This window comes from Spirillospora sp. CA-142024 (assembly GCF_050942325.1).
Classification (GTDB): domain Bacteria; phylum Actinomycetota; class Actinomycetes; order Streptosporangiales; family Streptosporangiaceae; genus Spirillospora.
The window spans coordinates 8,342,821-8,359,531 of sequence record NZ_CP192077.1; the positions used below are offsets into that span (position 1 = coordinate 8,342,821).

Here is a 16,711-nt window from a genome sequence, read left to right on the forward strand (position 1 = left end):
GGACGACCCCCCACGCCCCCCGGTTCGCTCCGCTCATCCCATTCACCCCGCGATCCGGACGGTGGTGGCGGTGCCCCAGATCGCCATGCCGAGCATCAGGTCCACCACGTTGATCACCACGATGCTGGTGCGCACGGCGCGGCCCACCGCGACGCCGACGCCCGCCGGGCCGCCGGACGCGTGGTAGCCGTAATAACAGTGGATCAGCATCACCAGCACCGCGAAAATGATCACTTTGCCGAACGACCACAAGATGTCGTACGGCGGTAGGAACAAATGGAAATAGTGATCGTAGGTGCCCGTCGACTGGCCGTAGAACATCGTCACGATCACCCGCGTAGCCCCGTAGGAGGCGAGCAGGCCCACGATGTACAACGGGACGACCGCGATCATCCCGGCCAGCATCCGGGTGGTGACGAGGAATGGCATCGACGGGACGGCCATGACCTCCAGCGCGTCGATCTCGTCCGAGATCCGCATCGCGCCGAGCTGGGCGGTGAAGCCGCAGCCGACCGTCGCCGACAGCGCGAGCGCCGACACCAGCGGCGCGATCTCACGCGTGTTGAAGTAGGACGCGACGAACCCGGTGAACGCGGCCGTGCCGATCTGGTTCAGCGACTCGTAGCCCTGCAGGCCGACCTGGCTGCCGGTGAAGAACGTCATGAAGCCGACGATCACCACCGAGCCGCCGATCACCGCGAGGCCGCCGGTGCCGAGGCTCACCTCCGCCAGCAGCCGCAGCACCTCGGTGCGGTACCGGCGCAGCACCCGGAACACCCACGCGAACGCGCGAGCGTAGAACGACATCTGGTGGCCGAAGTCGTCCAGCCGGTCGAGGGGCGCGTTCACAACCCGGGAGACCGCTTTTCCCGCTTTTCCAGGGGCAGCCATCACATCCCCTTCGACGGGACGAACTGGAAGTACAGCGTGGAGATCAGGAAGTTCTCCAGGAAGAGCAGCATGAACGTGATGACGACGGTCTGGTTGACGGCGTCGCCGACGCCTTTCGGACCGCCCTTGGCGTTCAGGCCCTTGTAGGCGGCGACCAGGCCGGCGGTGATGCCGAACACGAACGCCTTGAACTCGGCCTGGAGCAGGTCGGGCAGCTGCGCGATCGCGTTGAAGGACGCCAGGTAGGCACCGGGGGTGCCGCCCTGCAGCATCACGTTGAAGAAATAGCCGCCCATCAGGCCGACCACCGAGACCAGCCCGTTCAGGAACAGCGCGACGAACGCGCAGGCGAGCATCCGCGGCACCACCAGGCGGTGCAGCGGGTTGATGCCCAGCACCTCCATGGCGTCGATCTCCTCGCGGATCTTCCGGGAGCCGATGTCGGCGCACATCGCCGACCCGGCGGCGCCCGCGACCAGCAGCGAGGTGACCAGCGGGCTGGCCTCCCGGACGATCGCCACCACGGCGGTCGCGCCGGTGTAGGACTGTGCGCCGAGCTGCCGGATCAGCCCGCCGACCTGCAGCGACAGCACACCGCCGAACGGGATCGCGACGAGCATCGTGGGGACGACCGTGACGCTGACGATGAACCAGGCCTGCTGGATGAACTCACGCCATTGGAACGGCCACTTGAAGGTCGCGCGGCCGGTGTCCAGGCACAGGGCGAAGAACCGTCCGGGCTCCCGGACGATGACGTTGGCAGCGCCGTCGCCGATCTTCCGGAACGTCGCGGCACCGCCGCCCTTCCCGCCCCGCCGGCCCGCGCCGATGCCGGTTTCAGGAGCGGACATCAGTACCCCGCACCCCCGGGCCGGCCGGGCGGCGGGTTGCCGGGGAACTGACCGGGGCCGCCGGGGGCCGGGCCGGCGGGCGGCATGCCGCCCGGCCCGCCGCCGGCGGGCGCGCCGACGGGCGCCATGGACGCCACGTACCGCGGCCACTCCTCGACCCAGTTGCGGCCGAGGTCGTCGATGAACGAGCCCGGCGGCGGGGTGACGCCGTGCGCGGCGCACCAGGCGCCGGGGGCGTGCATCCCGGAGCGGAGCAGCCCGTTGCTCGGCATCTGCTGCGGCGGGATCGGCGGCAGCTTGCCGGAGTCGAGCCCCATCTTGGCCTCGGCCTCCAGCTCGGACTCGTCCTTCTCCTCGGACATGCCGATCGGGCCGACCTTGCTGGCGTTGAGGAACTGCCGGACGACCGGCTCCTCGCTGGACAGCAGCATCTCCCGGGGCCCGAACATCGCCAGGTGCCGCTGGTACAGCAGGCCGATGTTGTCCGGGACGGTCCGGGCGGTGTTGATGTCGTGGGTGACGATCAGGAACGTCGCGCCGATCTGGGCGTTGAGGTCGATGAAGACCTGGTTCAGGAAGGCGGTGCGGACCGGGTCGAGGCCGGAGTCCGGCTCGTCCACCAGGAGGATCTCGGGGTCCAGCACCAGTGCGCGGGCGAGCCCGGCGCGCTTCTTCATGCCGCCGGAGATCTCGCCGGGGAGCTTGTGCTCGGCGCCGAGGAGGCCGACCATCTCCATCTTCTCGAGGACGATGCGCTTGACCTCGGACTCGGACTTCTTGGTGTGCTCGCGGAGCGGGAAGGCGATGTTGTCGAAGAGGTTCATCGAGCCGAACAGCGCGCCGTCCTGGAACAGGACTCCGAACTGCTTCCGGGTGTCGTACAGCTGCGACTCGGGCAGGTACGGCAGGTCGCGGTCACCGATCCAGATGTGACCGCGGTCGGGCTTGAGCAGCCCCACGAGCGACTTCAGGAAGACGGACTTGCCGGTGCCGGACGGACCCAGGAGGACGGAGATCTCCCCTGAGGGGATGGTCAGCGACACGTCCTGCCAGATCACCTGGCGGCCGAAGGACTTGGTCAGGCCCTCGACTCTGATCTCGACGCCCACTCGTCACCTTTCGTCCAGGCCGGGGGAATCCCGAACCAATGAGCGAGTAGCACTCAGGCTCTTTCTGTCGTCACACCCTGTGTCCGCCGTGTTGCTACCGTCCGGTAGCCAGATCGGGTTCCACTACCGTAGCGGCCCCCTGTCCAAATGGAAGGGGTTCCGGCCCAGATCAGCGGCTAAATGCGACGTCGTAAGACAATCGTTACTTACGGCGCCGATGAGACTAGTGGTCCAAGAAGCGTCGTCTCAAGGGGGTGCCGTCAGGCCGCCGCGACCGGACGTCCGCCGTCACCGTTGAGGCGTGCGCGACCCAGGTGGCCACAGCGTGTGGATGGGACGCTACGCCGCCGGTCGAGAACCGCACAACCCGTCGGCGCGCACGGTTTCCCGCAAGTGTTTGTCACCTCGGCACAGAAAAGGAGGCGGCCACCCCGACCGGGGTGACCGCCTCCCGAGAGAGCCGTGGAGCCGCGCGGGCTCCGGTGCTCTGGAGCGTCCTACTTGACGGTGACCGAGGCGCCGGCCTTCTCCAGGGCCTCCTTGGCCTTGTCGGCCGTCTCCTTGTTGACCTTCTCCAGCAGCGGCTTCGGCGCGCCGTCGACCAGGTCCTTGGCCTCCTTGAGGCCGAGGCTCGTCAGGGCGCGAACCTCCTTGATGACCTGGATCTTCTTGTCGCCGGCACCCTCAAGGATGACGTCGAACTCGTCCTGGACGACGGCCTCCTCGCCACCGCCGACGGCGCCGCCGCCGACGGGCTGGGCCACGGCCGCGACCGGCGCGGCGGCCTTGACGTCGAAGACGTCCTCGAACTGCTTCACGAACTCGGAGAGCTCGAGAAGGGTCATCTCCTTGAACGCGTCGAGCAGCTCGTCGGTGCTCAGCTTCGCCATGATGTTTCCTCCGCTATGGCTTGTGATCTGGGGTGGTACGGGACCGCGGGAGTGCCTATTCGGCGGGGGCCTCGGCGGCCTCGCCCTCGGACTCGCGCTTGGCGCGCAGCGCCTCGGCGAGCTGGGCGGCCTGCGTCGGCAGGGCGTTGAACAGCGCGGCGGCGTTCGCCATCGAGCCCTTCATCGCGCCGGCCAGCTTCGCGAGGAGGACCTCGCGCGATTCGAGGTCCGCGAGCTTGGCGACCTCGGCCGCGTCCATCGACTGACCGTCGATGAAGCCGCCCTTGATCACCAGCATCGGGTTCGCCTTGGCGAAGTCGCGCAGGCCCTTGGCGGCCTCCACGACGTCGCCCCGGACGAACGCGATGGCCGACGGGCCTTCGAGCAGATCACGGAACTGCTCGCCGACACCGGCCTCGTTCGCGGCGCGCTTGGTCAGCGTGTTCTTCACCACGCGGAACCGCGCCGTCTCGCCGAGTTTGTCGCGCAGCTCCTTGACCTGCGCGACGGAAAGCCCGCGGTACTCGGTCAGCACGGCACCGCTGGAGCTCTCGAACTCGCTCTTGAGCTCGGCGATCGCCGCGTCCTTGTGGGCCTTGGCCATAGCCCTCCTTCCGATTACCTGGGTGGTCCGATCCGCGCCACGTCCGCGAAGGGACATGGACGCCGATCCACCAAAAAACGCCCCGGGCGCAGGCGCACGGGACGTCCAGGCACGGCACGGAGGCCATACGGGAAGCTCTCGTCTCACCTACGCAGGCCGCCCGAACTGAGTCGGGTCCTTCGGTCACCCCGTGAGAGATGACGACCGGCGGTCTTCGGCAGGGAACAGGATACGTGCGTCCCCCGGCTTGGCCAAATCGGCGACACGCGCGAGGGACCGCGCCCCGGGCGGGGCGCGGTCCCTCGGACGATCCGCGTGCGGGTCAGGCGCCGGGGAGCCCGCCGCCGCTGCCGAGCCGGTTCATCAGCTGGCCGAAGTCGGTGACCTCGCTCGCCGGCGGCTCGGTGATCTGCACCGGCTTGCCGAAGTCGCGGTACTTCATCGTCATCGTCATCGTGCCGCCCTCCGACTGCAGCGACTTCATCGTCATCTGGCGCGGCAGCTGCCGTCCGTCCACCCACAGGTCGAAGTTCATGGCCTGCGTGCCGGTCGTGCCGAGGCTCTTGCGGTACGCCTCCTGGGTCTCCGGGGACAGCTTCGAGATCGCGTCCGACATCCGGTAGGTGCCCGTGTAGTGGGTCGTCTGGACGCCGTCGATCGTCTCCTTGCCGACCTCGCGCGCGTCCTTGGACGCCGTCAGCATCTTGGTGTTCTGGACCGGGTCCATCTGCCGGGACTGCTGGAGCAGCTCGTCGATGTTCAGGCCCGACTTGGCGCCGAGCTCGTCCAGCGAGATCTTGATCCACGGCTTGGACCCGCCGCCGAGCTGCGTCAGCATCGGCATCTTCATGTACATGTTCCGGCCGACGAGCCGCTGCTCCATCCCGGACATCGACTTGCCGGCGACCGTCATCTGGCCGAAGTTCATGCTGTAGGCGAGGTCCGGCTTGGTGCGGTACTGCATGGTGCCGTTGGCCGACATGTCCCCGGTGGTCGAACCGGTCATCTGCATCGTCATGTCGGCCTGGAACGAATCGACCTGGCCGGTCTTCTCGGCGGCCTTGCCGAGCACCTGCGCGGCCGTCAGCTTCAGGCCCTTGCCGGCATCGTCCACGCTCTTCCCGGCGTCCCCGAGGCAGCCGGTCAGCGAGAGGGCGAGGCCGGTGGCCAGCGCCGCGCCGGCCGCGAAACGACGGATCATCGTGGGGGTCTCCTTGGTCGGTCGTGTACGCCCGGGAGATGGGCCGAACGGTACATCAGACGCGAAGAAGGCCCCCGCGGTTCACCGTGCTCAGTTGCCGCCGAGGAGCTGGCCGAGGGACAGCTGCCCCACCTGGTCCGACGGCGGCGGGTTCACTCCGAACGACTTTCCGTAGTCGCTGTAGAGGACCGTGACCGTGCCGTTCTCGCCCTGCGAGCCGGTCGCCTTGGACACGAGCTTGCGCGGCAGGTTGTCACCGTCCGTCCACAGGTCGAAGTTGATCTTGCCGTTGCCGCGGTCCTTCGGCAGCCACTTCTGCACCTTCTGCCGCGCCTGCGGGTCCAGCCGGTTCAGCGCGTCGTCGACAGTGACCGTCCCGGCGTAGTGCGTCGTCTTGACGCCGTCGATCGTCTCGGTGCCGACCCGGCGGGCGTCCTTGGAGCCGGTGAACATCTTCGTCTGCTCGGCCGGGTCCACCTTCTGCACCTGACTGACCAGGCTCTGGACGTCGAAACCGGTCTTCTGCGCCACCTGGTTCACGTCGATCCTCACCCACGGCTTGCCGCCGCTGACGAACTGGGCGAGCTGCGGGACCTTCGCGTACAGCACGTTGTCCTTGAAGATCGCCTGGCCCTTGGCGCCCGGGACGCTCTGCCCGTTCTGGCTGAACTCGTCCAGCTTCGCGCTGAACTGCAGTGAGGGGCGCAGCCGGAACTGCCCGTTGGCGTGGACCTTGCCGCCGCCGTCGCCGGTGCCCGTCACCGTCAGGTCGGCCTTGAACGTGTCGGTCTTACCGGTCTTCTCGGACGCCTTCAGCAGCGCCTGGTTCGCGCTGAGCTTCATGTTGCCGGTGTTCTCCGACCCGTCCCCGTTGCATCCGGACAGGAGGAGCGCGGCACCCACGGCGGTGCCTCCGGCCGCCACCACGAGTCGTCGGTTCATGAGGGTTGAGCCTCCCTTGTCGCCCTGCTGGTGTTCCCAGTGTCTCGGGGCGCTAACGCCGCTACATCCCCCGGTGGTACGAATGGCCCCCCGGACGGTACGACCAACGGCGTAGCCGCCCCGCACCCGTCCGGCGGGGCCGTATGCGCTGCGTCAGCGGTAGGAACCGAAGGTCATCGACCCGGTGAACCCCGCGCCGGGCGCCTGCGCGGTCAACGCGATCGAGGCAGGACGGGCTTCGCTGTCGGCCCACATGTCGAGCCCGCAGCCGGCGCTGTCTGGTATCCACTTGCGGAACGCCTCCGCGGCGTCCTGCGGCAGCAGTGCGTACACGCCGCCCATGAGCGCCTGCGCGGTGAAGCGCGTCCGGCCGGCGTCGTCCGGCTCGCTCGCGGTCATGCCGGGCAGCGTCCCGATCATGAACGTGAACTGCCGCGGGTCCGAGCCGCTCTGCAGCTTGCCGAGCTGCGCCTGCGTCAGCGTGGACTGCGTCCACTTCTGCCCGTCGTATCCCTTGAGGGTGCTCCCCTGCACGATCACCTTCTGGGTGACCTCGCTGAGCTCGCCGCCCTTCATCGTCCGCGTGACGCCGACGGCGTTCATCGCGAACTTCGGGTAGAGGGTGACCGAGGCGGTCTCTGTGGCGTGCTCGTAGTCGCCGGCCGAGCCGACCGTCACCTTCATCTCCGTCCTGCGGGTGAAGGAGTGCAGGCTGGGGCCGGGCTGGGGCGGTGCCGTGGGCAGGCCGTGCGCGGCCGGTCCGCCTCCGGGACCCGGCGCGCCCGGCCGGGCGCCCGCGCCCGTTCCGGACCCCGGTGCCCCGGACGCACCGGGCGACACCGTGCCGGACGCCGAGCCGTTGGGGTTGGCGGGATCCTGCTGGGCCATGGCCGCGGCGGGCGGCAGCGCGCCCGTGTCCTTGGGGCCGTCGCCTCCGACCTTCACCACCATCAGGATCGCGGTGGGCACGACGGCCACCGCGGTCACGGCGGAGATGGCGATGGCCCGGTCGGTTCGACGCTTCACGCGGGCAATTCAACACCAGGTTCCCCACCGGTAACTAAGGAATCGGGTACCAAATTGTCCGGTTCCGGACTGCGATCGTTGTATCCGGTGGTCCGTGGGGTTGTATCCGATGATCCGCGCGAGAACGCGGCAGGGCGCCCCCGATCGGATCGGGGACGCCCTGCCCGGTGACGTCCGGTGACGTCGCGTGCCGTCAGGCCTCTTCGAGCTCCGCGGTCAGGTTGCGGACCGCGTTCGGGTCCACCGGGATGCTCGGGCCCATCGAGGTGGTCAGCGCCGCCTTCTTGACGTACCGGCCCTTCGCCGCGGACGGCTTGAGCCGCTGGATCTCGTCGACGGCGGCGGCGTAGTTCTCCACCAGCTGGCGCTCGTCGAAGGACGCCTTGCCGATGATGAAGTGCAGGTTCGCGTGCCGGTCCACCCGGAACTCGATCTTGCCGCCCTTGATGTCGGTCACGGCCTTCGCCACGTCCATGGTGACCGTGCCGGTCTTCGGGTTCGGCATCAGGCCGCGCGGGCCGAGCACCCGGCCCAGGCGCCCGACCTTGCCCATCTGGTCCGGCGTCGCCACGACGGCGTCGAAGTCCAGGAAGCCGCCCTGGATGCGCTCGATCATGTCGTCGGAGCCGACCAGGTCGGCGCCCGCCGCCTCCGCCTCCTGCGCCTTGGCGCCGACGGCGAAGACGAGCACGCGGGCGGTCTTGCCGGTGCCGTGCGGCAGGTTGACGGTGCCGCGGACCATCTGGTCGGCCTTGCGCGGGTCGACGCCCAGCCGCAGGGCGACCTCGACGGTCGCGTCGAACTTGGTGACCGCGGTCTCCTTGGCCAGCTTCACGGCCTCGACCGGGCTGTACAGCCGCTCCCGGTCGATCTTCTCCGCCGCGGCGCGGTAGCCCTTGCTGCGCTTCATGTGCGTTCCTCCACTGGAACTCGTGGTGCGGGCCAGCGCCGGCCCTTCCACTGGGTGATCTACTTGACCTCGATGCCCATCGACCGCGCGGTGCCGGCGACGATCTTCTCGGCGGCGTCCAGGTCCTTGGCGTTGAGGTCGGGCATCTTCGTGGTGGCGATCTCGCGCACCTGGTCGCGGGTGACCGAGCCGACCTTGGTCTTGTGCGGCTCGCCGCTGCCCTTCTCGACGCCCGCGGCCTTCAGGATGAGCTGCGCGGCCGGCGGGGTCTTGGTGACGAAGCTGAACGACCGGTCCTCGTAGATGGTGATCTCTACGGGGATGACGTTGCCGCGCTGGGACTCCGTGGCAGCGTTGTACTGCTTGCAGAAGTCCATGATGTTGACGCCGTGCGGACCGAGAGCGGTACCCACCGGCGGCGCCGGCGTGGCGGCACCGGCCTGCAACTGGACCTTCACGAGCGCGGCGATCTTCTTCTTGGGAGGCATGCCTCTCCCTCTGTGTTCCGTTTCGCTGTGGTCCCGACTCCCGGGTGCCCGGGCAACATGGCGGGCGGAACGTGACCGCCGTGTTGGGACCTTGACCGACCCCTATCCCCGCGTGCGCGGGGAGCAGAGCCGCACCTTGACGAGTGCAGCCACCTTTTGGGGTCATCCCCGCATGCGCGGGGTCGTCGGCTTCTCACGTCGAAGAGCGACACGAGAACCGAGTTCGTCGTCGCCTGGGCGAAGACAACCCGTCCAGGATACGCGCTGATCCGAGCGGATCGGCCAGATCGTGGAGACATGGCCGACGGGCCGGGCACAGCGGTATCCAGGCGCCACGCGCCGGTCGGGCCGGCCCGTCAGATCTTGGAGACCTGGTTGAAGGACAGCTCGACCGGGGTCTCGCGACCGAAGATCGAGACCAGGACCTTCAGCTTCTGCTGTTCGGCGTTGATCTCGTTGACGGTGGCGGGGAGGGTGGCGAACGGGCCGTCCATGACGGTGACCGACTCGCCTACCTCGTAGTCGACGGTGGCGGCGACCTTGGCCTGCTCCTTGGTGGCCTTGGCGACGCCCTCCTCGGGCTCGGGCGCGAGCAGGTTGGCGACCTCGTCCAGGCTCAGCGGGGACGGCTTGTTCAGCAGCCCCACGAACCCGGTGACGCCCGGCGTGTTGCGGACCGCGGCCCACGACTCGTCGGTGAGCTCCATGCGGACGAGGATGTAGCCCGGCAGGACCTTCTCGTTGACCTTCTGGCGCTTGCCGCCCTTGATCTCGGTCACCTCGTGCTGCGGGACCTCGATCTGGAAGATGTAGTCCTCCATGTTGAGGGTCTGGGTGCGGGTCTCGATGTTGGTCTTGACCCGGTTCTCGTACCCCGCGTAGGAGTGCACGACGTACCAGTCGCCCGGCTGCAGGCGCAGCTGCATCTTGAAGTCGGCGTACGGGTCGGCCGGCGGCTCGGCGGCCTCGGCCGGCTCCTCGCCCTCGACGGACTCGGCGAGCTCGGCGGCGCCCTCGGCCGCGTCCGGCGCGGGGCCCTCGCCTTCCAGCTTCGTGTCCGCCGGCTCGGCGTCGCCGGCTGAGACGACCTCCTCGGCCGTCTCGTCGACGGGCTGCGCCGCCTGGTCTGCCGCAGCAGCCGCAGCGGACTGGGCCTCGGCAACGGCCTCGTCGTAGGGCTGTGAGGGCTCGGACACGGTGACTCTTCTCTCGGTCTGCGGTGATGGACTTGCGAGGGTACGGCGGGTCTCCCGGTACGGCCCCGGCCCGCGCGGCGTCAGCCGAAGAGCTCGTAGACGCCCTTTTGCAGCCCGTAGTCGATACCGGAGACGATCGCGACCATGACCAGCACGAACACCAGCGAGACGGTCGTGTAGGTGATCAGCTCCCGCCGCGTCGGCCAGATGACCTTGCGCAGCTCGGCGATGATCTGGCGCACGAAGAGCGCAGGCGAGGTCCGCCTGGAAGGGGACTTCTTCTTGCCCTTGCCCTCGTCCTTGGCCTCAGGCTCGTCGCGAGTCTCGGTCGCCATTTGCCGCCGTTCACCTCATAGGTCGTGATCCAACCACCATGTGGTTGCCGCGCGGTCCCGTACCGCGGAGTGCCACGGCGCCGCCGTGGCGCGGCCGGCACGGGTGCGCGCACCGCACCTCGCAGGGCAGGAGGGACTCGAACCCCCAACCGCCGGTTTTGGAGACCGGAGCTCTACCAATTGAGCCACTGCCCTTCGTTTCTCCGGCTAAGGAGAAGCCCGACCATGGGATCGGGACGGTGCCGCGTCCCAGCTTACGGCCTTACGAGGATGCCCGCGTGCGGACAGGCTCGTATCACCGGTGGCGCGTCACTTGGAGGGTGAGTCTACGTGCCGGAGGGGCCCGCGTCGAACCGAATAGCCGGAGATCGTCCGGACGCCGCGCCGAACCCCGTCCGACCGGTCGTTCTTCCAAGAGTGCGGGGGTCGTCCCCCCACAGGTGACCGGCCCGGATATATCGCTCGGGTCACGGCGCGCCGTCTGTAACGATAGGGACATGAGCATCGACCGTCCTCGCATCTCCAAGCGCATCGCCGCGATATCCGAGTCCGCCACGCTGGCCGTCGACGCCAAGGCCAAGGCGCTGAAGGCGGCGGGCCGCCCGGTCATCGGGTTCGGCGCCGGCGAGCCCGACTTCCCGACTCCCGACTACATCGTCGAGGCCGCGGTGACCGCGTGCAGGGTGCCGCGGTTCCACAAGTACACGCCGGCGGGCGGGCTGCCCGAGCTGCGCGCCGCGATCGCCGAGAAGACCGAGCGCGACTCCGGCTACAAGGTCGAGGCGTCGCAGGTGCTCGTGACCAACGGCGGCAAGCAGGCCGTGTACGAGGCGTTCGCGGCACTCCTCGACCCGGGTGACGAGGTGCTCGTCCCGACGCCGTACTGGACGACCTACCCCGAGTCGATCAAGCTGGCGGGCGGCGTGCCCGTGGACGTCGTCGCCGACGAGACGACCGGCTACAAGGTGAGCGTCGAGCAGCTGGAGGCGGCCCGCACCGGCCGCACGAAGGTGCTGCTGTTCGTGTCGCCGTCCAACCCGACCGGCGCCGTCTACACGCGGGACGAGGTCGAGGCCGTCGGACGCTGGGCCGACGAGCACGGCCTCTGGGTCGTCACCGACGAGATCTACGAGCACCTCGTGTACGGAGACGCCGAGTTCCACTCGATGCCCGTGGTGGTGCCGGAGCTGGCCGAGCGGACGCTCGTCCTGAACGGCGTGGCGAAGACGTACGCGATGACGGGCTGGCGGGTCGGCTGGATGGTCGGCCCGGCGGACGTGGTGAAGGCCGCGCAGAACCTGCAGTCGCACGCGACGTCCAACGTGGCGAACGTGTCCCAGGCCGCCGCGCTCGCCGCGGTGACGGGCGACCTGTCGGCGGTCGCGGAGATGCGCAAGGCGTTCGACCGGCGCCGGCAGACGATCGTGAAGATGCTGAACGAGATCCCGGGCATGGTGTGCCCCGAGCCGGAGGGCGCGTTCTACGCCTACCCGTCGGTGAAGGCGCTGCTGGGCAAGGAGCTGCGCGGCAAGCGGCCGCAGACGTCGGTGGAGCTGGCGTCGCTGATCCTGGAAGAGGCCGAGGTCGCGCTGGTGCCCGGTGAGGCGTTCGGCACGCCGGGCTACTTCCGCCTCTCGTACGCGCTGGGCGACGACGACCTCGTCGAGGGCGTCTCGCGCGTCGGGAAGCTGCTCGGCGAGGCGGGCTGACCTCCCGCGAATCCCGCGAACTCGAAACCGGCCCCGGGCGCACACGGCCCGGGGCCGGTTTCGTGTGGGCGGGCCTCCGCCGGGCCCGTCCCGGAAGCCCGGCGGGACGTCCCGCGGACGGCCCCTCTCCGCCGCGAGACGTCCCGCCGGGGCGGGGTCCTCAGGGGCGCACGCCCTCGGCGATGGTCATGAGCCTGTCCTTGGCCGCCCCCGCGGCGGTGACGGTGACGCCGACGCCTGGCCGCGCCATCCAGGAGATCTGCCGGGCCGGGCCGGGCCGGTCGGCGGTCAGCGCCGGCATCCCGCGGACGTTCGCGTGCCCGGGGACGCCCGGCGCCTTCACGAGGTCCTGGGGCCCGGTGAGCCCGCCGCTCTTCACGAGGGCGATCTCCACCCAGCCGCCGTCGCCGCGCCACACGCACGTGGTGGTCTCGCGCTCGGTGCCGCGGGAGACCTTGCACGGCCCCGTGGCGGCCAGGCCCTCCGGCAGGTAGGTGATCCAGGACGGCAGCCTGCCCACCGCGCCGCCCAGGCCGGGCTTGTGCGGTTCCCGGCCGTCGCCGGGCGGATTCGCCGGCGGCTTCGGTGAGGCGTCCGCTCCAGGCCTCCCCTTCGAGGACGGGGACGCGGGGAGGCCCAGAGCGGGGGGTCGCTCCGGCGACCGGAACGCCGAGACGCTGTTGGTGGGACGGGTCGTCTCGGAGTTCCCGGCCGGTGTGGCCCGGAGCGACTGATAGGTGGGCACGAGGGCGAGGGCCGCGACCGAGGCGGCCGCCACCCCCGCGGCCGCGTGGATGCGGGACTTGCGGCGGCGGTGCCGCCGTTTGACGTCGTTGACGAGCGACGGCGAAGCGGACGCCTCGGCCACCTGCTCGGCCATGGCCTTCCGCAGTTCACTCTCCAGGTCCATCGCTCATCTCCCCAATGGAGCCAGGTTCTTGTCGAGGCGTTCCCGGAGCCTGGCGAGCCCCCGGGACGCCTGGCTCTTGACCGTTCCGATCGAACAGCCGAGAGCCTGCGCCGTCTCCGCCTCGGAGAGGTCCTCCCAGAACCGCAGGACCAGCACGGCCCGTTGCCGGGGGCCGAGCTTGCGCAGCTCCTCCATGAGGGTTCCTCTCAGCTCGACGGCGTGGTTCGGTGACGCGGCCGGTGTCTCCGGGAGCCTCGCCATCTGGATCTCCCGGAGCACCTTCCACCGCCGGGACCGGCTGATCACCAGGTTGACCAGGATCTTGCGGACGTACGGCTCGGGATCGCTGCCCGTCTCCAGCCGTCCCCAGTGGCGGTACGCCTTCTCCAGCGCGGTCTGCAGAATGTCCTCTGCGTCCTGCCGGGCCCCGCACATCAGTGCCGCGGTGCGCAGCAGGGCATCGCCGCGTGCCGCCACGAACTCCACGAACGACTCGTCGTCTCGACGCCCCACAGTGCTCCATCCCGGCTAGAGCAGTTCCGGCATTTCCATCGTGCCGAGGGCGGGCGGCCTCCGCGCCTGGGCCGCCCGCCCGCGCTTTTGTGTGCTGTTACCGGGCCTGGTGCAGCGCGGTGGCCACGTCCTTCAGCCCGTTCCCGGCGAGGACGGGGCTGCCGTTGACGAACAGCGAGTAGCCGTTCGGGTCGAACAGCAGCACCCCGTTACCACCGGGAGCCTGCCAGGTGGTGACACCCGCCACGGTGGCCGGGGTGCCGCCCTCGGGCAGCTTCAGCGCCTGGCGCAGCTGATTCTGCGTCATTCCGGGGCTGGTCTTCAGCGTTTCGACGGTGAGCACCTGGCCGGCCTTGCCGGTCCACTTCTGCGTGATGGCGCAGATCTGCTGCTTGCGCAGTTCCGCGGAGCCCGGGACGGCCGACACGTAGCGCAGGCCCTTCGACAGCATGACGGCCTTCTCGACCGGCCCGCCGACCTGCACGGCCGGCTGCAGCTTGCTGCAGTCGAGGTTCGGCACGGCGGGCACGCCGGGCTTGGCGGGGACGCGCGCGGACGGCTTGGTGGCCGGGGCGCCCGGCAGGTTGCCGGTGGACGGCGCGCAGGTGGGGATGTTCGCCGGGACGCCGGGCTTCGCCGGGACGCCGGGCTTGGCGGGAACGCCGGGCACGCCGGGCACGCCGGGCTTGGCGGGGAGGTTCTTGCCGTCCGGGGCCTTGACGCCGGGCACCTGGGTGTTCGGCACGCCGGTCTTCGGGAGGTCCTTCGTCGCGCCCTCGGGCACCTGGCCCTTCGGCAGCTGGCCCTTCGGCAGGTCCTTGGTGACGGGGTGCTGCTTGAGGTGCTGCTCGACCTGCTTCTTCACACCGGCGTCGGGGGCCTTCGGAAGGTCGGACTTCGCCGGGAGGCACGTCGGGGCGCCCTTGGGCGCGGCGTCCTGGAGCTGGCGGGTGGCGGCCGGCACCTTGGAGCCGTGCGACTGGAGGCCGGCGTCGTGGTGGGAGCCGGTCATCGCCCACGTGGCGCCGCCGCCCACGGCCACGGTTCCGACGGCGGACGCTGCGATCAAGGCGGCCTTCAGCGTGATCATGGTGTAACCCTTCTGCCCGGTCTTGCATGCGGGGGGATGCCTGTTTCTCTCTGGCGCCCCTCGTATACGCACGGTGCCCGGAGGGGGTTGCACGCGATTCCAAAGTTTTTTCTGAGATGCCCATGGGCGGGATGGCCGTGGCGTGTCATGCGAGGTAGTCCGGTGTGGTGATCCTGGCGGGGCGGGGGTTCGAGTCCGGCGTCGATCCGGCAACATTGGCTCATGGAGGCCCGTACCGTTTCAGCCCATCCGGCCCAGGACCGTGCCCTGCCGGACCGTTCCATCCCGGGCCGTGGTGAGCCCGTCCCGTCGCGTGGCCCGGCCCGTCCGGACGTCGCCCTGCTGCCGAAGGCGCATCTGCATCTGCACTTCACGGGGTCGATGCGGCATTCCACGCTCGTGGAACTCGCCGCCCTGCACGGCGTCCACCTGCCGGACGCCCTCGTCGAGGACTGGCCGCCCAAGCTGCACGCGACCGACGAGCGCGGCTGGTTCCGGTTCCAGCGGCTGTACGACATCGCGCGATCAGTGCTGCGGACGCCGGACGATCTGCGCCGGCTGCTGCGCGAGACGGCCGAGGACGAGGCCGCGGAGGGGTCCGGCTGGCTGGAGATCCAGGTCGACCCGAGCGGGTACGCGGCCATGTTCGGCGGGCTGACCCCGACCGTTGAGCTGGTGCTGGACGCGGCGCGGGAGGCGGCGGAGGCGAGCGGCGTCGGCATCGGCGTGGTGATCGCGGCGAACCGGACGCGGCATCCGCTGGACGCCAAGACCCTCGCCCGGCTCGCCGTCCGGTACGCGGGGAAGGGCGTCGTCGGGTTCGGGCTGTCCAACGACGAGCGGCGGGGCCGGGCGTACGACTTCGAGGGCGCGTTCCGGATCGCCAAGCGCGGCGGGCTGCTGTCGGACCCGCACGGCGGCGAGCTGCTCGGCCCGGCGAGCGTCCGGGAGTGCCTGGAGACGCTGGACGCCGACCGGATCGGGCACGGTGTCCGCGCGGTCGAGGACCCGCGGCTGGTGTCGCGGATCGCGGAGCGGGGCGTGACGCTGGAGGTCTGCCCGGCGTCGAACGTGAGTCTCGGGGTGGCGGCGACGGCGTCGGAGGTTCCGGTGCGGCGGCTGTTCGAGGCGGGCGCGTCGATCGCGCTGGGCGCCGACGACCCGCTGCTGTTCGGTTCGCGGCTGGCACGGCAGTACGAGCTCGTCCGCACCGAGCACGGGTTCTCCGACGTCGAGCTGGCGGAGCTGGCCCGGCAGTCGATCCGGGCCTCGGCCGCCCCCGACGATCTGCGGGGACGGCTGCTGGCCGGGGTCGACGCCTGGCTCGGCGGCTAGCCGTCGCACGCGTCGGGACGCCACAGCCCCCGGCGTTCGAGGTGCGCGACCAGCAGTTCGCCGGCCCGGACGATGTGGCCGCGCATCTCGCGCGCCGCGGCCCGCGCGTCCCCGTCCCGGAGCGCCGCGAGGATCCGCGCGTGGTCGTGGAGGGCGAGGCCCGGCCAGTCGGCGAGCCGCCCGTAGAGGCCGCGCGGGACGTAGCGTGCCGCCGTCCCCAGCGACCAGGCGAGCTTCGGCGAGGCGGCGGCCAGGTTGATCTCCCGGTGGAAGAGGTGGTTGCGGTCTTCCATCAGGTCGGGGCGCCGCGCGTCCCTGGCACGTTCCATCGCGTGCTGGAGGCCGTCCAGTCCGCGCAGGGCGGCGGGGCCGATCCGGGGCGCGGCGCGTGCGGTCAGCTCGGCGGCGATGCCGGCCTGCACCCAGAACAGGTCCTGGACGTCGCGTTTCGACAGCGGCGCGACGACGAACCCGCGTCTCGGTTCGAGCAGGACGAACCCCTCGCTGCGCAGCGACTTCAGCGCCTCCCGGACGGGCGTGACGCTGATGCCGAACTCCATGGCGAGCCGTTCGAGCCGCAGGTGGTCGCCGGGCCGGACCCGGCCTTCCATGATCAGTTCGCGGATGCGGGCGGCGGCCTCGTCGCTCAGCTGGAGACGTGTGCCGAGCACCTGCCGGGGCGGGGGAAGGGGGGCGGGTAGGGCCACGGTC

18 protein-coding genes and 1 tRNA gene are annotated in these 16,711 nt (G+C 70.2%); 2 read left to right on the forward strand and 17 right to left on the reverse strand.

Annotated elements, in window-relative coordinates; genetic code table 11:
- Positions 1 to 42: 42 nt before the first annotated feature.
- The 13 genes from ACQPZP_RS39385 to ACQPZP_RS39445 all read right to left on the reverse strand — a co-directional run bounded on the left by ACQPZP_RS39385 (position 43) and on the right by ACQPZP_RS39445 (position 10,638).
- Entirely contained in the window at positions 43 to 849 is an 807-nt protein-coding gene (locus ACQPZP_RS39385) for an MlaE family ABC transporter permease (RefSeq protein ID WP_433474715.1), read from the reverse strand.
- 41 nt (positions 850 to 890) lie between these two features.
- Entirely contained in the window at positions 891 to 1,742 is an 852-nt protein-coding gene (locus tag ACQPZP_RS39390) for an MlaE family ABC transporter permease (RefSeq protein ID WP_433474716.1), read from the reverse strand.
- Positions 1,742 to 2,851 (reverse strand): ABC transporter ATP-binding protein, encoded by a 1,110-nt coding sequence (locus ACQPZP_RS39395; protein WP_433474717.1) that lies wholly within the window; start codon positions 2,849 to 2,851, stop codon positions 1,742 to 1,744. Before ACQPZP_RS39395 ends, ACQPZP_RS39390 begins: the two co-directional genes overlap by 1 nt.
- 497 nt (positions 2,852 to 3,348) lie before the next feature.
- Complete coding sequence (gene rplL / locus ACQPZP_RS39400) at positions 3,349 to 3,741, reverse strand: 50S ribosomal protein L7/L12 (protein ID WP_433474718.1); 393 nt, start codon at positions 3,739 to 3,741, stop codon at positions 3,349 to 3,351.
- Between the two features lie 55 nt (positions 3,742 to 3,796).
- On the reverse strand, positions 3,797 to 4,345 hold the full coding sequence (gene rplJ, locus ACQPZP_RS39405; protein WP_433474719.1) for a 50S ribosomal protein L10: 549 nt from the start codon (positions 4,343 to 4,345) through the stop codon (positions 3,797 to 3,799).
- A gap of 322 nt (positions 4,346 to 4,667) precedes the next feature.
- Complete coding sequence (locus tag ACQPZP_RS39410) at positions 4,668 to 5,546, reverse strand: LppX_LprAFG lipoprotein (RefSeq protein WP_433474720.1); 879 nt, start codon at positions 5,544 to 5,546, stop codon at positions 4,668 to 4,670.
- Between the two features lie 90 nt (positions 5,547 to 5,636).
- Positions 5,637 to 6,488, reverse strand: coding sequence for a hypothetical protein (locus ACQPZP_RS39415; RefSeq protein WP_433474721.1), 852 nt, complete (start codon positions 6,486 to 6,488; stop codon positions 5,637 to 5,639).
- A 153-nt stretch (positions 6,489 to 6,641) separates the two neighbouring features.
- Positions 6,642 to 7,514, reverse strand: a complete 873-nt coding sequence (locus ACQPZP_RS39420) for a hypothetical protein (protein WP_433474722.1) — start codon at positions 7,512 to 7,514, stop codon at positions 6,642 to 6,644.
- Positions 7,515 to 7,707: 193 nt separating this feature from the next.
- Positions 7,708 to 8,424: a 50S ribosomal protein L1 gene (gene rplA, locus ACQPZP_RS39425; protein WP_433474723.1), complete on the reverse strand. Its 717-nt coding sequence runs from the start codon at positions 8,422 to 8,424 to the stop codon at positions 7,708 to 7,710.
- Positions 8,425 to 8,483: 59 nt separating this feature from the next.
- Positions 8,484 to 8,912 (reverse strand): 50S ribosomal protein L11, encoded by a 429-nt coding sequence (rplK, locus tag ACQPZP_RS39430; protein ID WP_433474724.1) that lies wholly within the window; start codon positions 8,910 to 8,912, stop codon positions 8,484 to 8,486.
- Between the two features lie 356 nt (positions 8,913 to 9,268).
- Positions 9,269 to 10,108 (reverse strand): transcription termination/antitermination protein NusG, encoded by an 840-nt coding sequence (gene nusG, locus ACQPZP_RS39435; protein WP_433474725.1) that lies wholly within the window; start codon positions 10,106 to 10,108, stop codon positions 9,269 to 9,271.
- An 80-nt stretch (positions 10,109 to 10,188) separates the two neighbouring features.
- Entirely contained in the window at positions 10,189 to 10,443 is a 255-nt protein-coding gene (gene secE, locus ACQPZP_RS39440) for a preprotein translocase subunit SecE (RefSeq protein ID WP_433464765.1), read from the reverse strand.
- A gap of 122 nt (positions 10,444 to 10,565) precedes the next feature.
- A tRNA-Trp gene (locus ACQPZP_RS39445) sits at positions 10,566 to 10,638 on the reverse strand.
- Between the two features lie 302 nt (positions 10,639 to 10,940).
- On the opposite strand from ACQPZP_RS39445, the gene ACQPZP_RS39450 reads away from it, so the two are divergent.
- A complete protein-coding gene (locus tag ACQPZP_RS39450) occupies positions 10,941 to 12,152 on the forward strand; it encodes a pyridoxal phosphate-dependent aminotransferase (protein WP_433474726.1) in 1,212 nt (403 codons plus the stop codon).
- 160 nt (positions 12,153 to 12,312) lie between these two features.
- Here ACQPZP_RS39450 and ACQPZP_RS39455 read toward each other — a convergent pair whose 3' ends face one another.
- The 3 genes from ACQPZP_RS39455 to ACQPZP_RS39465 all read right to left on the reverse strand — a co-directional run bounded on the left by ACQPZP_RS39455 (position 12,313) and on the right by ACQPZP_RS39465 (position 14,665).
- Positions 12,313 to 13,062, reverse strand: coding sequence for a hypothetical protein (locus ACQPZP_RS39455; RefSeq protein WP_433474727.1), 750 nt, complete (start codon positions 13,060 to 13,062; stop codon positions 12,313 to 12,315).
- 3 nt (positions 13,063 to 13,065) lie between these two features.
- Positions 13,066 to 13,575: a SigE family RNA polymerase sigma factor gene (locus ACQPZP_RS39460; RefSeq protein ID WP_433474728.1), complete on the reverse strand. Its 510-nt coding sequence runs from the start codon at positions 13,573 to 13,575 to the stop codon at positions 13,066 to 13,068.
- Between the two features lie 97 nt (positions 13,576 to 13,672).
- Entirely contained in the window at positions 13,673 to 14,665 is a 993-nt protein-coding gene (locus tag ACQPZP_RS39465) for a hypothetical protein (protein ID WP_433474729.1), read from the reverse strand.
- A gap of 222 nt (positions 14,666 to 14,887) precedes the next feature.
- On the opposite strand from ACQPZP_RS39465, the gene ACQPZP_RS39470 reads away from it, so the two are divergent.
- Positions 14,888 to 16,000: an adenosine deaminase gene (locus ACQPZP_RS39470; protein WP_433474730.1), complete on the forward strand. Its 1,113-nt coding sequence runs from the start codon at positions 14,888 to 14,890 to the stop codon at positions 15,998 to 16,000.
- Here ACQPZP_RS39470 and ACQPZP_RS39475 read toward each other — a convergent pair.
- Entirely contained in the window at positions 15,997 to 16,707 is a 711-nt protein-coding gene (locus ACQPZP_RS39475; RefSeq protein ID WP_433474731.1) for a GntR family transcriptional regulator, read from the reverse strand. The genes ACQPZP_RS39470 and ACQPZP_RS39475 overlap by 4 nt on opposite strands.
- Between the last annotated feature and the right edge of the window lie 4 nt (positions 16,708 to 16,711).